We start from the raw sequence: 15,986 nt of genomic DNA, 5'->3' as shown, positions 1-15,986 counted from the left end.
ACCCGGTAGCCCGTCCAGCATCCCAATGCCTGTAGTGCTTTGCGATCCAGCAATTTGGCCTCCAACGCCCGTTTCCACTGGCGTCAGATTACCAACTGCACCCAAAGCTTCCACGGTTTCCCGCGATGAAGCAAAAAAAAGCCCGCTGCGAAAGCGGGCGAGAATCCCAGTCAAGGAGGTATCACACGAACTACGGAGTCAGGTTAAGGCGCCTGCGACAGGCGGACAACGAAGCATTTTCGATATGGTTATCGCGGGCGGTCAGCGGTCGATCGGATGAAACCTGCGCTGGCCCGTCGACCGCGCGACGAACGGCTCGCCCACCCGACGGGAACATCCAGAATGGTGGGGAAAGCACCGCCCGCCATGTTATATGATCGGGGTTTATCGAAGTGGAAGCAGTCAACATGCAAGTGCTCGTCGACGCCGACGCCTGTCCCGTCGTCATCAAGGACATCCTGTTTCGCGCCGCGCGTCGCGCCGAAGTGCAGTTGACGCTGGTGGCGAATCAATTCCTGCGCACCCCGCCGTCCCCGTTCATTCGGTCGATCCAGGTGCCGGCCGGCTTCGACGTGGCGGATGCCCGCATCGTCGACATGGCTGCCTCGGGCGATCTGGTGATCACCGCGGACATCCCGCTGGCCGCCGCAGTGCTCGACAAGGGCGCGCAAGCGCTCGATCCGCGCGGAAACTGGTTCACGCCGGAGAACATCAAGGAGCGTCTGTCGGTTCGGGAGGTGATGGATCAGTTGCGGCAGGCCGGCATCGACACCGGCGGCCCGGCGCCCTTCAGCACGCGCGACAGCAAGGCGTTCGCGGGGCAACTCGATCGCTTCCTCGCACGGCGGGCTGCGCCGCCCCGCTGAGCGCTGCGCGCGTGAGCGGCGCGCCGGGACGGAATGTCGCCGGGGCGGATTGAATGCGCCGCGCGCTCGCGGCGCGCGACGCGGTGCCGGCTCGAACGGGTCTGAGAAACCCGCTCATGAGCCCGGCAGCGTTAGCGGCGACGCATCGGGCGCGGCTGGCCGCCCATTGCACGCTCGTCCTTGTGCCGGAAATTGATGCGGCCCTTCGACAGATCGTAGACCGACAACTCCAGCGTGACCCGATCGCCGGCAAGAATACGGATATGATTTTTGCGCATGCGGCCCGATGCATAGGCGCTCACCACCACGCCGTTCTCGAGCGTGACGCGGTACTTGCTGTCCGGCAGCACTTCGTCGACGACGCCGTCGAGTTCAAGCAGTTCTTCCTTGGCCAAATCAATTCCTCCAGTGAGCGTAATGCTGCGCCGATGCAAAGCGCCAGCCAATGCCGCCGACGCCGCATCGCTTCCACGCGGGGTGGATGTCGCCAGGTCGGGGGCGCGACATGCGCGGGGCCGAGACCTGACACGTCGACAAGGCGGCGAATGGCCTGCGAAACGCGCGTCAACCGCACGCTCGATTCGCGCCATCGGCGGAAATGCGACGTCAATGGCTTGCCCGCAGGGCGGGCAAGCCATTGACGCCATACCTTTGGCCCGCAGGCACGGTAAAGATGAATGCGGGAAAGGATCCCTGGGACGCGTGACGCCCGGGGGGCGCCACGGTTCGAGGCGAGAAAATCGCGCCGCCCCCGCCGGGACGACGCCATCCGGCCGCGTTACTGCGGCGTGATGTTCGAAGCTTGCAGGCCCTTCGGGCCGCGCTTCGTTTCGTAGCTGACCTTCTGGCCTTCGGCCAGCGTCTTGAAGCCCGTGCCGCGCACTTCGGAGAAGTGAGCGAACAGATCGTCGCCGCCCTTGTCCGGGGTGATGAAGCCAAAGCCCTTGCTATCGTTGAACCATTTAACGGTACCGGTTTCCACTGAGTATTTCCTTAAGCAGACAAATGAAGGTGCATGCCCTCGATAAAGGGCACATGAAGAATCAAGAAGGAGAGACCAACGAGAGCCGCGCATCGCGGCAGATGATGAGCAATCGAACAACTTGGAGACTGTGGGCGACGACAGTACGCGACAAATCACGTTGCGTCAAGGAATTTCGTTCCATACCGGGCGTCGCCCGTCATTTTTCGTGTCCGAACCGCGTGAGGCGCCGCGATTCCGGCGCACCGGGCCCGGCATCGCCCCTCCGCCCCGCGGCGCGCATGCGGCCGCTCCCGGCGCCTCCCGAGCCGCCCAAAAGGAAAGCGGCGCGTTCCGCCGGAAGCGCGCCGCCGTCGCCCGCTCAAGCCCGCATCACGGCTCGTGGCGCAGATAGCCATCCTTGCTCGGGTCGCGCATCTTGTACGACACGATCAAGGACACGGCGCACAGCGCGGTCACATACCAGTAGAAGGTCGATTCGCTGCCGATCGACTTGAACCACAGCGCGACGTACTCGGCCGAACCGCCGAAGATCGCATTGGCCACCGCGTACGACAGGCCGACGCCCATCGCGCGCACTTCCGGCGGGAACATCTCCGCCTTGATCAGCCCGCTGATCGACGTGTAGAAGCTGACGATCGCCAGCGCGACGATCACGAGGCCGAACGCCGCGTACGGGTTCGACACATCCTTCAGCGCGTGCATGAGCGGCACCGTGCCGATCACCGCGAACGAGCCGAACAGGATCATCGACATGCGTCGGCCGATGCGGTCCGACAGCGCGCCGAACAGCGGCTGCATCAGCATGTAGACGAACAGCGCGGCCGTCATCACGCTGCTCGCGGTCTTCGCGTGCATCCCCGCCGTGTTGACGAGGTACTTCTGCATGTAGGTCGTGAACGTGTAGAAGATCAGCGAGCCGCCCGCGGTGAAACCCACCACCGTCAGGAACGCGCCCTTGTGCTGCCACACGCCGCGGATCGTGCCCGCGTCCTTCGCCTTGCGCGATTCGCTGGTCGAGGTTTCGTCGAGCGACTTGCGCAGGTAGAGCGAGATCAGCGCGGCGAACGCGCCCACCACGAACGGAATGCGCCAGCCCCAGGCCTTCAGGTCGTCCGTCGACAGCGTCTGCTGCAGGACCACCAGCACGAGCAGCGCGCACAGCTGGCCGCCGATCAGCGTCACGTACTGGAACGACGCGAAGAAGCCGCGCCGGCCCTTCAGCGCGACTTCACTCATGTAGGTCGCGCTGGTGCCGTATTCGCCGCCGACCGACAGGCCCTGGAACAGGCGCGCGACGAGCAGCAGGAACGGCGCGAACGCGCCGATCTGCGCATAGGTCGGCAGCACGGCGATCACGAGCGAGCCGCCGCACATCATCAGCACCGAGATCATCATCGCGGCGCGCCGACCGTGCTTGTCGGCGATGCGCCCGAACAGCCAGCCGCCGATCGGCCGCATCAGGAAGCCCGCCGCGAACACCCCCGCCGTGTTCAACAGCTGGGTGGTCGTGTTGCCGCTCGGGAAGAAGGCCGGCGCGAAGTACAGCGCGCAGAACGAGTAGATGTAGAAGTCGAACCACTCGACGAGATTGCCCGACGACGCGCCGACGATCGCCATCACGCGGCGTCGGGTGTCGTTCGGAGCCAGAACGGTCTGGTCGGTCTGGACGTTCATGGATGGTCTGTTCCTTGAAGTTCTTGTGTTTGCACGGCGGCCGGATGGCCTGCCGCCGGCCCGCGCGCCGCGATGACACCGGTTCCAATCGCGTGCGCCCCCGCGATTTTAGCGAATTGTAAGTAAGCAGGATGTCCGGGATCGCCCCAATGTAGAAAAAAATTCTCCCTCGATGGCATCCATCAAACGAAAACGCCAGCCCGAGGCTGGCGTTTCATGCAAGCCTTGAAAGCCGCGAGCGGCTACAGACGAATCTCGGGCGCCGTATACCGGCACTCGTAGCGCTTGCGCACCGTCCCGTTCTCGTCGACGCTTTCGAGATACACGTCGAACTGCCAGAGCCGCACCATGTGCTTGAGCACTTCCTCGCTGTCGTTCGACAGATGGCGGTTGTCGGTCATGAAATGGCGCAGCGTGAGGCTGCGGTCGCCGCGGGTGTTGACCGACCAGACCTGGATGTTCGGCTCGCGATGATGGATGTCGTACTGCCGCGACAGGGCCTGGCGCACATACTGGTAGCCGCTGTCGTCATGGATCGCGGACACCTCGAGCGCATCGCGCATGTCGTCGTCGAGCACCGCGAACAGCCGCATTTCGCGGATCAGGTGCGGCGACAGGTACTGCGCGATGAAGCTCTCGTCCTTAAAGTTGCGCATCGCGTAGTGCAGCGCGGGCAGCCACGGGCTGCCGGCCAGCTCGGGAAACCAGCGGCGGTCCTCGTCGGTCGGCGCCTCGCAGATGCGGCGGATGTCGCTCATCATCGAGAAACCGAGCGCGTACGGGTTGATCCCGCTGTAGTACGGCTTGGTCACGGGCGGCTGGTAGATCACGTTGCTGTGCGAATGGAGGAACTCCATCATGAAGCCGTCGGAGAGCTTGCCCTGGTTGTACAGCGTGTTGAGCAGGGTGTAGTGCCAGAAGGTCGCCCACCCCTCGTTCATCACCTGGGTCTGGCGCTGCGGATAGAAGTACTGGCCGATCTTGCGCACGATGCGGATCACCTCCCGCTCCCACGGCTCCAGCAGCGGCGCGTTCTTCTCCGCGAAGTACAGCAGGTTCTCCTGCGGCTCGGGCGGATAGCGGCCCTCCTGCTCCTCCTGCTGTTCGAGCTTGCGCGCGGGCAGCGTGCGCCACAGTTCGTTGACCTGCGACTGCAGGTAGGTCTCGCGCTCGCGCCGCAGCGCCGCCTCTTTCGACAGCGACGGTTTCTGCGGCCGCTTGTAGCGGTCGACGCCGTAGTTCATCAGCGCATGGCACGAGTCGAGCAGCTCCTCGACCCGATCGAGCCCGTGGCGCTCCTCGCATTCGGCCACGTAGTTCTTCGCGTACACGAGGTAGTCGATGATCGCGTGCGCGTCGGTCCACAGCCGGAACAGGTAGTTGCCCTTGAAGAACGAGTTGTGGCCGTAGGCGGCGTGGGCGATGACGAGCGCCTGCATCGTCATCGTGTTCTCTTCCATCAGGTACGCGATGCAGGGATTCGAGTTGATGACGATCTCGTACGCGAGCCCCATCTGGCCGCGCCGGTAGCTCTTCTCGGTCGACAGGAAATGCTTGCCGAACGACCAGTGGCGATAGTTGACGGGCATCCCGACCGACGCATAGGCGTCCATCATCTGCTCGGCGCTGATCAGTTCGAGCTGGATCGGATAGATGTCCAGCTCGTACTGCTCGGCGACCTGCGCGATATGCGTGTCGTACTCCTCGATCAGCTCGAAGGTCCAGTCCGACGGACACGGCAGCGGCTTGCGTTCTGCAGCGTTCATACGCGCTTCCTTAGGCCCGCTCGCGGGCGCTTCTGGGGGTGACGTCCGCGCCGTCACGGCCTCGGGCTCGGGCCGCGCTGCGTCATCGTCCTTGCGGCGCGGCGCGTAGCCGCGCGCTTCGTTGTGCAGGTGGCGGGTCGTCATCGGCGCTCAAGTCTCCACGTGCTTCTCGAACAGTTCGCGGAACACGGGATAGATGTCCGCGGCCGATTCCACCTTCTTCATCGCGAGATGCGGCTGCGACAGCGCGAGCTGCGCATATTCGAGCCACAGGTTCTGCTCTTCCGGCGCGACCTGGATGTACGCGAAGTAACGCGTCTTGGTCAGGATCTCCTCGTCGAGGATCTTGCGGCACTTCGGCGAATCGTCGGTCCAGTTGTCGCCGTCGGACGCCTGCGCGCCGTAGATGTTCCACTCGGTCGGCGAATAGCGCTCGTCCATCACCTTGCGCATGAGCTCGAGCGCGCTCGACACCACGGTGCCGCCGCTCTCGGTCGAATGAAAGAAGGTGTCCTCGTCGACCTCCTCCGCGCGCGTGTGGTGGCGGATGAACACCACCTCGATGCGCTCGTAGTTGCGCTTCAGGAACAGGTACAGCAGGATGAAGAAGCGCTTCGAGAGATCCTTGCGCTGTTCGTCCATCGAGCCGGACACGTCCATCAGGCAGAACATCACCGCCTGGCTCGACGGCTGCGGCTGCTTCACGCGATTGATGTAGCGCAGGTCGAACGGATCGATGAACGGAATCCGCCAGATGCGCCCCTTCAGATGATGGATCTCCTGCTCGAGCAGCGCGATCTCGGCGCGCCGGTCGGCCGGATCGTTCTCGAGCGCCTCCAGTTGCGCCTCCAGCTCGCGCAGCGCGTTGACGAGCGGCGAGCCGAGCGCGATGCGCCGGCCCAACGCGCTGCGCAGCGAGCGCACCACGTCGATGTTGTTCGGCGTGCCCTCCGCCGCCCAGCCCGCGCGCACGCTCTTCCAGCTCGGCACGGTCAGCAGATGGGTCTTGACGAGGCGCGGCAGTTCGAGGTCGTCGAAGAAATACTGCATGAATTCCTCGCGGCTCAGCTCGAACACGAAGTCGTCCTGCCCTTCGCCCTCGTTGCTGGCCTGGCTGCCGCCGCCACCGCCGCCGCTGGGCGGGCGCGGAATCTTGTCGCCGCGGATGTAGTCGGCGTTGCCGGGATGGACGACTTCGCGCCGCCCGCCCGGGCCGTGCCGGAACGAGGGCTCCGCGATGTCCTTGCGGGGAATGGTGATGCTCTGGGTGTTCTGGATGTCCTTGATGCTACGGTCCCGCACGGCGTCCGAAACCGCGCGGCGAATATAGTTCTTGACGCGACGCAGGAAGCGTTCGCGGTTTGCAATGCTCTTATTCTTGCCGGCCAGCCTGCGGTCGATGATCTGATGAAGCACTCCCGGTCTCCCGCTCGAAAGTCGATGTGCCGGGAGGCGCGCCGCGCATGCCGGGATCCCGGATGCGGGCGGCGCCTCGCGGGCCGCCCGCGCGGCGCAGGCCGCGCGGACTTCGCGTGACGCAGGTCATGACGACTTGCGCACGCGCAGGTACCAATCGCACAGGAGCCGCACCTGCTTCGGCGTATAGCCCTTCGCGACCATCCGGTTCACGAAATCCTCATGCTTGCGCTGTTCCTCGGCGGAACCCTTCGCGTTGAACGAGATGACGGGCAGCAGTTCCTCGGTGTTCGAGAACATCTTCTTCTCGATCACGACGCGCAGCTTCTCGTAGCTCACCCAGGCCGGGTTCTTGCCGCCGTTCGCCGCTCGCGCGCGCAACACGAAATTCACGATCTCGTTGCGGAAGTCCTTCGGGTTGCTGATGCCGGCCGGCTTCTCGATCTTCTCCAGCTCGGCGTTGAGCGACGCGCGGTCGAAGCTCTCGCCCGTGTCGTGGTCGCGGAACTCCTGATCCTGAATCCAGAAATCCGCGTACGTCACGTAGCGATCGAAGATGTTCTGCCCGTATTCCGAGTACGACTCGAGATACGCCGTCTGGATCTCCTTGCCGATGAACTCCGCGTAGCGCGAGGCGAGCACGTCCTTCACGAACGACAGATACTTCTGCTCGGTTTCCGGCGGGAACTGCTCGCGCTCGATCTGCTGCTCGAGCACGTACATCAGGTGCACCGGATTCGCCGCGACCTCGGTCGAGTCGAAGTTGAACACACGCGACATGATCTTGAACGCGAAGCGCGTCGAGATGCCGGTCATCCCTTCGTCGACGCCCGCGAAGTCGCGATACTCCTGATACGACTTCGCCTTCGGATCGGTGTCCTTGAGATTCTCGCCGTCATAAACCTGCATCTTCGAGAACAGGCTCGAATTCTCCGGCTCGTGCAGGCGCGTGAGCACCGAGAACTGCGCCATCATCTTGAGCGTGCCCGGCGCGCACACGGCTTCCGCGAGCGACGAGTTGCGGATCAGCTTCTCGTAGATGCGGATCTCCTCCGACGAGCGCAGGCAGTACGGCACCTTGACGACGAAGATCCGGTCGAGCAGCGCCTCGTTGTTGCGATTGTTGCGGAACGCCTTCCATTCCGACTCGTTCGAGTGCGCGAGGATGATGCCGTCGAACGGGATCGCGCCGAACCCCTCGGTGCCCTTGAAGTTGCCTTCCTGGGTCGCGGTCAGCAACGGGTGCAGCACCTTGATCGGCGCCTTGAACATTTCGACGAACTCGAGCAGCCCCTGGTTCGCGAGACACAGGCCGCCCGAATAGCTGTACGCGTCGGCGTCGTCCTGCGCGTACTGTTCGAGCTTGCGGATGTCGACCTTGCCGACGAGTGACGAGATGTCCTGATTGTTCTCGTCGCCCGGCTCGGTCTTCGCGATGCCGATCTGCCGCAGGATCGACGGGTAGCGGCGCACGACGCTGAAGCGCCGGATGTCGCCGTTGTATTCGTGCAGGCGCTTCACGGCCCACGGACTCAGGATGCTCTTCAGATAGCGGCGCGGGATGCCGTACTGTTCCTCGAGGATCGGGCCGTCTTCGTCGTAGTCGAAGAGGCCGAGCGGCGATTCGTTGACGGGCGAGCCCTTCAGCGAATAGAACGGCACGCGCTCCATCAGTTGCTTGAGGCGCTCGGCGATCGACGACTTGCCGCCGCCCACCGGCCCCAACAGATACAGGATCTGCTTCTTTTCCTCGAGCCCCTGTGCGGCATGCCGGAAGTAGGCGACGACCTGCTCGATCACCTCCTCCATGCCGTAGAACTCCCGGAACGCGGGATAGACCTTGATGACCTTGTTCGCAAAGATGCGCGACAAGCGCGGATCGTTGCGGGTATCGACCTGCTCGGGTTCCCCGATCGCCTCCAGCATGCGTTCGCCCGCAGTGGCGTACGCTGATGGATCGTTTTTGCAGAGCGCGAGATACTCCTCCAGCGAGAGCTCTTCCTCTCGCGTTTTCTCGAAGCGGTTCGCGAAGCTGCTGTAAATATCCATGCTACCTCCTCGCCTGAGTCCGAAGACGTTCTTGCTCACTAAGATCACGTAGAAGCAGGACCGTTCGATTTCATCCTAAACCTATTTGGTTTTTTTTTCACGAAGAACCTCGGTGTCTTGCGTGTTGCGGGAAACGTGTCTTGGAAAGCAATTTTTGCTGCCCTACAATCTTCATCCCGACACACGTCGATCCATGCGCCGCGACGCCGATCCGCTCTCTTCGGGCATCGAATCGTCTCTTCCATTGGATGCCCGCGACACGCAAACCACCGCCCCCTGCCTCCCTATACGCGCGACGCGTCGCTCGCGACGACAGAGAAAACCCGACGTTACAATTTTTCGGCGCACAGCCCTTACGGAGATACCCGCCCCGCGCGACGTCAATCCCGCGCCGACAGCGTGGGTTGATGCGCGTCATGTCCGCGCGCCGCTTCGCATGCATCAAGCAAAACGCCCGCTTGAAGCGGGCGTTTTGCTTGATGCGGTCCATCCGAATTGGGGTGGATTCACGCGCGTGCGCTCAGAACGTCTCCCAATCGTCGCTGCCTGCCGCCACCGCGCGCGGCGCGGGTTCGGGCGCCGTCGCGCGCGGCGCGCGCTCGACGGCCGGCGCGGGTGCGCGGGGCGCGACAGCCGCGGGAGCGGGCGCCGGCGACGGCGCGACCCGCACCGCGTGCGCGCGGCTCGCCGTCGACACGACGGCGTCGGCCTGACGGCGCAGCGCGGCGTCGTCGATCTGGAACACGGCGACCGTCGCGCGCAGGCGGCCCGCCTGCTCCTCGAGCGACTGCGCGGCGGCGGCGGCTTCCTCGACCAGCGCCGCGTTCTGCTGCGTCACTTCGTCCATCTGCGTGACCGCGCGTGCAACCTGGTCGATCCCGGTGCTCTGTTCCTCGGACGCAGCCGCGATCTCGCCCATGATGTCCGTCACGCGCTGCACCGCGCCGATCACGTCGCTCATCGTGCGGCCCGCCTCGTCGACGAGCGCCGAGCCGCTGCGCACGCGCTCGACCGAGGTGTCGATCAATTCCTTGATCTCCTTCGCGGCGGCCGACGAACGCTGCGCGAGGCTGCGCACCTCGCCCGCCACCACCGCGAAGCCGCGCCCTTCCTCGCCGGCGCGCGCGGCCTCGACGGCCGCATTCAGCGCGAGAATGTTGGTCTGGAACGCGATGCCCTCGATGATCGCGATGATGTCCGCGATCTTGGCCGAGCTTTGGTTGATGTCGCCCATCGTGCCCACCACCTGCCCGACCACGACATTGCCCTTCTGCGCGATCTCCGATGCATTCGCGGCGAGCGCGCTCGCCTGGCGCGCGTTGTCGGCGTTCTGCTTCACGGTGCCCGTCAGCTGTTCCATGCTCGACGCCGTTTCCTGCAGCGCCGCCGCCTGCTCCTCGGTGCGCGACGACAGATCGATGTTGCCCGCCGCGATCTGCTTGGCCGCGGTCGCGATCGACTCGCTGCCGCCGCGCACCTCGGCAACCGTCTCGACGAGCCCCGTCTGCATCTTCGCGAGCCCTTCGAGCAGCAAGCCCATCTCGTCGCGCCGCGTCACGACGATCCGGCGGCGCAGTTCGCCCGCCGCGATCGCGTCGAAGTGTGCGAGCGCGTCGGTCAGCGGACGCGAGATCGCCTGGCCCAGCGTGACATACGACAGGAAAGCGGCCACGAGGCCCGCGATGAGCGAGGCGAAGGTCACGATGCGGGTCACGTCGAACACGCTCTGCGCGTGCTCGAAGCCCTGCTTCGCCTGGGTGAACTGGTAATCGCGCAGCGCCTGGCCCGCAACCGCGAAGTCGTTGAACACGACCTGCATCTGCTTGGCCTGTTCGACGATCCTGGCGCGGTCGTTCGAGAGCACCACCGGGCCGAACGCGTCGAACGACTGCTGGACCCGCTGCCGCTTCGCCGCCACGTCCTGCGCGAGACGGTCCTCGTCCTCGCCGCGCGGCAGGTCGAGATACTTCTTCCACCACATGTCGGAGGTCGCCCGCATCTCGTGCGAACGGTCGAGGGTCGCCTGCACGTCGGGCTCTCCCGCCATCAGCGCGGCGCGGTCGAGCGTGAGCCGCTCGCGCGCGGCGAACAGCTCGGCGGCCGCGACGTTGACCGCGCTCGGCATCTGGTTGGTGAACGTCTCGCGGTTGGCGTCGTTGGCCCGGCTCATCCCGATCAGCCCCAGTGCGCCGATCACGCACAGGAGGACCGAGAGAAACAGCATGGTGACGCCGATTCGTGCCCTGATCGTCAGGTTCTTCAGCATATCGTTCCCTGTCACGCTTCATGTAAACAAGACCGAAACAGGTGCGATTTCTCACCTTTTCGGGAGAAGCAAACGCTTCACTAGTTGCGTTTACGGCGCGAAACAAGAAGACTTAATGCGATTTTTATCCTATGACGAATAAAACAATCCATCGGTGCGCAATTCGAAACAATAAATAGCTGTCGAATTGCTTTCAAAGCGTCGCCGAGGGAAGCGCTCAGGCGTCGAGTTCGGCGCGTGTCGGGATCGACGGCTGCGCGCCCGCACGCGTGACCGACAGCGCGGCCGCGCGCTGCGCGAAACGGATCGCGCCGTCCGGGGCATCGCCCGCCGCGAGCCGGGCGGCCAGGCCGCCGATGAAGGTGTCGCCCGCCGCGGTCGTGTCGACCGGGGTCACGCGCGGCGCGGCGTAATGCTGCGCGCCGCCGTCGGCGAGGAGCGCGAACGCGCCCTGGCCGCCCAGCGTGATCAGCACGTTGCGCGCGCCCGCCGCCTGCAGCGCGCGCGCGGCCGCCTCCGCCTCGGCGGGGTCGCGCACCGGCAGGCCCGTCAGCGCGGCGGCCTCGACCTCGTTCGGGATCAGGTAGTCGACGAGCGGCAGCCAGTCGGCCGGCAGCGGCCCGACGGCGGGCGCCGGATTCAGCACGACCGTCTTGCCGTGACGCCGGCCCGCCTCGAGCGCGGCCTTCACCGTGTCGACCGGCGTTTCCAGCTGGCAGATCACCACGTCGGCGGCGGCAAACGCGGCGTCGTGCCGGGCGATCGCGTCGGGCGTGACCTCGCCGTTGCCGCCCGCGACGATCACGATCGTGTTCTGGCTCGCGTCGTCGACGACGATCAGCGCGACGCCCGTCGAGGCGGTCGTCGTGGTCGCGAGCGCGGCGCAGTCGATGCGCTCCGCTTCCAGCCCGGCGCGCAGCGCGGCGCCGTGGTCGTCCGCGCCGACACAGCCGAGCATCGCGACGCGCGCGCCGAGGCGCGCGGCGGCGACGGCCTGGTTGCCGCCCTTGCCGCCCGCCGCCTGCGCGAAGGTGCGCCCCGCGAGCGTCTCGCCCGGCTGCGGCAGCCGCGGCGAACGCACCACGAGGTCCATGTTGAGACTGCCTACGACCAGCACCTGCCCGGCGTCGCCCGACGCCGCATCATTCTTCTTCACTTCAGTCATGCACCATATCCGGACCCCGCCGGCTCCACATACACCGCGGTCGATTCCCGCAATACCAGCCGCGGCGACACCACGCGCCGCCGCTTCGGTCCCGTCGTCGCGCCGCCGCTGATCCGTTCGATCAGCGTCTGCGCGGCCATTTCTCCCAGCGCCCGCACCGACTGGCCCACCGTCGACAGCGCCGGGTACGTATAACGCGACAGCTCGATGTCATCGAAGCCGATGATCGAGCAGTCGGCGGGCACGCGGATGCCGCGTTCCGCCGCCGCGCGCAGCGCGCCGATCCCCATCAGGTCGTTGCCCGCGAAGATTGCGCTCGGCCGGATCGAGTCGAACAGCCGCGCGGCCGCATGATAGCCGCCGACGCACGAAAAATCGCTTTCGGCGATCGCGCCCGGCACGATGTCGATGCCGCGCTCGGCCATCGCGCGGATGAAGCCGTGCACGCGCATCGCGCTCACCGCCGTCTCGACCGGCCCCGTGATGCAGCCGATCTTCGCGTGGCCGAGTTCGAGCAGATGGCGCGTCGCGAGGTATGCGCCGCGTTCGTGGTCGATCTGCACGAGGTCGGCCGCGAGGCCCTCGATATTGCGGTCGACCACGACGAGCGGCTCGCGCGAGTCGGCCAGCGTCTCCGCCAGCACCGCGTCGTCGCCGGCCGAGGCGATGATGAGCCCGTCGATGCGCTTTTCCTGCAGCACGCGCAGGTAGTTGCGCTGCTTCGCGGGATCGTCGTCGGAGTTGCAGAAGAACACGCAATAGCCGCTGATCGCGCACTGATCCTCGATGCCGCGCGCCAGCTCCGCGAAATACGGATTGGTGCTGTTCGGCACCACGAGGCCGATGGTCGCCGTCGCGCGCGCCTTCAGCGAGCGCGCCACGGCCGACGGCACGTAGTTGAGCTGGCGGATCGCCCGCTCGACTTTCGCCCGTACGTCGGCCGACACCGGCCGCGAGTTGTTCACCACGTGCGATACCGTGGTGAACGACACGCCGGCGATGGCCGCCACATCCTTGATCGTCGCCATTCCCGTTTTCTCTCTGGTTTGTTGTTTTCCCGCGCGCTAGGTCCGGGCGCGCCGGCTGCGATAGGTGTCGAGCACCACCGCCACCACGATCACCGCGCCGGTGATGATGCGCTTGGTCGGCTCGTTCGCGCCGATCTGCGCGAGCCCCGCCGCCAGCACCGAGATGATCAACACGCCGAAGAACGTGCTGATCACCGAACCCCGCCCGCCCATCAGGCTCGTGCCGCCGATCACGACGGCGGCGATCACCTGCAGTTCGAGGCCCGCGCCCGCGTTCGGATCGGCGGCTTCGAGCCGCGAAATCTGAAAGAGCGCAGCCAGCCCCGCCAGCGCGCCCATCAGCGCAAACACGAGGATTTTATACGGGCGCGGGTTAACCCCGGCAAGTCTCACCGCTTCTTCGTTGGTACCGATACCGATCAGATAGCGTCCGAATACCGTGCGCGTCAGCACGAACTGCGCCGCGATCATCACCGCGACCGCGATCAGGAACGCCGGCGAGATGCCGAGCGCGATCGGATTCGAGAGGAAATCGAACGCGTCGCCGATGTAGGCGGTGCGCGAATTGGTGAGCTGGTACGCGAGGCCGCGCGCGGCTTCGAGCACGCCGAGCGAGACGATGAACGACGGAATCCGCCAGCCCACCGTGATCGCGCCGGTCAGGGTGCCGGCGGCGGCCGCCGCCGCCATCCCGAGCAGCGCGGCGGGCAGCGGCCCCCATTGCCACTTGAGCGCGGCCACGCTCACGACCGACGCCGCGAGCGCGAGCACCGAGCCGACCGACAGGTCGATCCCCGCGATGATCAGGATGAAGGTCATGCCGACCGACATCACGACGAGATCGGGGATCTGGTTGGCGATCGTGCTGAAGGTGTCGTAGGTGAAGAAATGCGCGCTGAGCGTCGAGAACAGCGCGATCATCGCGACGAGCGCGCCGGCGAGGCCAAGGTAGTTGGACAGGCCGAGCCGCGCGCCGCTGCGGCGCGCGGCGGCCGGCTCGACGGACGGGGACGGGGCGCGGCCGTCGCGCCCGGAAACGGGTTGCTGGTTCATCACGAATGTCCTGGGTGTGAAACGCCTGCGCGATCGGCAGGCCGGGAAGCGTCGAGGGCGTGCAATTGGGCGTCGCGACGGGCGTAGCCGGCGAACGCGGCGGCGAGCAGCGCGTCCTGCGTCCACGCATCGCGCTCGAACACCGCCTCCATGCGGCCCGCCGACATCACGCCGATCCGGTCGCAGATCAGCATCAGCTCGCGCAGGTCGCTCGACACCACGACGAGCGCGCGCCCCTCGCGCGCGAGCGCGCCCATCAGCGCATAGATGTCGAATTTCGCGCCGACGTCGATGCCGCGGGTCGGCTCGTCGAACAGCAGCACGGCCATGTCGCGCGCGAGCCAGCGGCCGATCACGACCTTCTGCTGGTTGCCGCCCGACAGTTCGCCGACCGGCTGCGCCGCGCCGTGCGCGCGGATGCGCATCGCGTCGATCTGGCGCTGCGCGAGCGCGGCCTCGCGGCGCGCGTCGACGACCCCGCCGCGCGCCACGCGCGTCAGCTGCCCGAGCGAGACGTTCGCGGTGATCGAATGCGGCAGCAGCAGGCCTTCGCCCTTGCGATCCTCGGTGATCAGCGCGATGCCCTGCCGCACCGCGTCCGCTGGCGAACCGATCCGGACGGGTTGCGGCGGCGCGCCAATCGACACGGTGCCGCGCTCGGCGCGGTCCGCGCCGAAGATCAGGCGCAGCAGTTCGGTGCGGCCCGCGCCGATCAGGCCGGAGATCCCGAAGATCTCGCCCGCGCGCACCTCGAACGACACGTCGCGCACCGCCTGGCCGCGCGTGAGCCCGTCGACCTTCAGGTACGGCGCGCCGATGCGGCGCTCGCCGAGGTCGATCCGTTCGCCGATCTCGCGGCCGACCATCAGCGCGACGAGCCGGTCGGTGGACAGGTTGCCCATCCGGTCGACGTGCACGAGCCGGCCGTCGCGCAGCACCGCGACGCGCTCGGCGACCCGCGCCAGCTCCTCGAGGCGGTGCGAGATGTAGACGAGCGCGACGCCGCGCGCCTTGAGCCGGTCGATCTGCTCGAACAGCAGCTCGACCTCGCGCGCGGTCAGCATCGCGGTCGGCTCGTCGAGAATCAGCAGGCGGCAGTCGCCGATCAGGTTGCGGGCGATCTCGACCATCTGCTGATGGCCGATGCCGAGCGCGCCGACCGGCGTGTCCGGATCGATCGCGTCGAGCCCGACCTGCGCCATCGCGGCGCGCGCGTCGTCGCGCAGGCGGCGCCGGTCGATCACGCCGAAGCGGCGCGGCAGGCGGTTCAGGAAGAGGTTTTCGGCGACGGTCAGCGTCGGCAGCAGGTTGAGCTCCTGCATCACCATGCGCACGCCGAGCGCCTCGGCCTGGGTCCGGCTCGCGGGGGCATAGGGCGCGCCCGCGAGCTGCATGGCGCCGGTGGTCGGCGTGACGAGCCCGCCGACGATCTTCGAGAGCGTGCTCTTGCCGGCGCCGTTCTCCCCCGTCAGCGCCAGCGCCTCGCCCGGGTAGAGCGACAGCGCGACGTCGGCCAGCACCGGCTCGACATAGGTCTTGCCGATCCCGGACACCGTCAGCACGGGGGTCGTGGAAGTTGAATCTGGTGCAGTCGAATCCATCGCGATCCTGTTGCGCGACCGCGCATGGCGGCGGACGCGTATCGATGCAAGGACGGGAAACGCGAGGCGGCCGTCGTGATGCTCACTGCGGATAACGGCCGCCGCGCGTCGATCTTG

The 15,986-nt window shown here is 66.3% G+C and carries 12 protein-coding genes; 1 reads left to right on the top strand and 11 read right to left on the bottom strand.

The window, feature by feature from the left end; translation table 11 throughout:
* Positions 1–407 precede the first annotated feature (407 nt).
* Positions 408–866, top strand: coding sequence for a YaiI/YqxD family protein (locus tag AC1RQF_RS29110; RefSeq protein WP_274003351.1), 459 nt, complete (start codon positions 408–410; stop codon positions 864–866).
* Between the two features lie 131 nt (positions 867–997).
* Here AC1RQF_RS29110 and infA read toward each other — a convergent pair whose 3' ends face one another.
* From infA to AC1RQF_RS29055, 11 genes are all read right to left on the bottom strand, one after another.
* Positions 998–1,261, bottom strand: coding sequence for a translation initiation factor IF-1 (gene infA / locus AC1RQF_RS29105; protein ID WP_252984958.1), 264 nt, complete (start codon positions 1,259–1,261; stop codon positions 998–1,000).
* Between the two features lie 383 nt (positions 1,262–1,644).
* Complete coding sequence (locus AC1RQF_RS29100; RefSeq protein ID WP_090549560.1) at positions 1,645–1,848, bottom strand: cold-shock protein; 204 nt, start codon at positions 1,846–1,848, stop codon at positions 1,645–1,647.
* Positions 1,849–2,220: 372 nt separating this feature from the next.
* Positions 2,221–3,525, bottom strand: a complete 1,305-nt coding sequence (locus AC1RQF_RS29095) for an MFS family transporter (protein WP_274003358.1) — start codon at positions 3,523–3,525, stop codon at positions 2,221–2,223.
* Positions 3,526–3,767: 242 nt separating this feature from the next.
* Positions 3,768–5,435 (bottom strand): SpoVR family protein, encoded by a 1,668-nt coding sequence (locus AC1RQF_RS29090; RefSeq protein ID WP_274003359.1) that lies wholly within the window; start codon positions 5,433–5,435, stop codon positions 3,768–3,770.
* A 6-nt stretch (positions 5,436–5,441) separates the two neighbouring features.
* Complete coding sequence (locus AC1RQF_RS29085; RefSeq protein ID WP_274003361.1) at positions 5,442–6,707, bottom strand: YeaH/YhbH family protein; 1,266 nt, start codon at positions 6,705–6,707, stop codon at positions 5,442–5,444.
* 126 nt (positions 6,708–6,833) lie between these two features.
* On the bottom strand, positions 6,834–8,756 hold the full coding sequence (locus AC1RQF_RS29080; protein WP_274003364.1) for a PrkA family serine protein kinase: 1,923 nt from the start codon (positions 8,754–8,756) through the stop codon (positions 6,834–6,836).
* Positions 8,757–9,276: 520 nt separating this feature from the next.
* Entirely contained in the window at positions 9,277–11,022 is a 1,746-nt protein-coding gene (locus AC1RQF_RS29075) for a methyl-accepting chemotaxis protein (protein ID WP_492873528.1), read from the bottom strand.
* 217 nt (positions 11,023–11,239) lie between these two features.
* A complete protein-coding gene (gene rbsK / locus AC1RQF_RS29070) occupies positions 11,240–12,187 on the bottom strand; it encodes a ribokinase (RefSeq protein WP_274003368.1) in 948 nt (315 codons plus the stop codon).
* Entirely contained in the window at positions 12,184–13,215 is a 1,032-nt protein-coding gene (locus AC1RQF_RS29065; RefSeq protein WP_274003371.1) for a LacI family DNA-binding transcriptional regulator, read from the bottom strand. Before AC1RQF_RS29065 ends, rbsK begins: the two co-directional genes overlap by 4 nt.
* A gap of 36 nt (positions 13,216–13,251) precedes the next feature.
* A complete protein-coding gene (locus tag AC1RQF_RS29060) occupies positions 13,252–14,268 on the bottom strand; it encodes an ABC transporter permease (RefSeq protein ID WP_274003372.1) in 1,017 nt (338 codons plus the stop codon).
* The gene (locus tag AC1RQF_RS29055; protein WP_274003374.1) at positions 14,268–15,869 is read right to left on the bottom strand and encodes a sugar ABC transporter ATP-binding protein; all 1,602 of its coding nucleotides are present in this window, start codon (positions 15,867–15,869) and stop codon (positions 14,268–14,270) included. The genes AC1RQF_RS29060 and AC1RQF_RS29055 overlap by 1 nt, the downstream gene beginning before the upstream one ends.
* Positions 15,870–15,986: the final 117 nt, after the last annotated feature.

The sequence above is a fragment of the Burkholderia sp. GW821-FHT14F03 genome (genome assembly GCF_058803765.1).
This window is presented reverse-complemented; position numbering and strand designations above follow the sequence as displayed.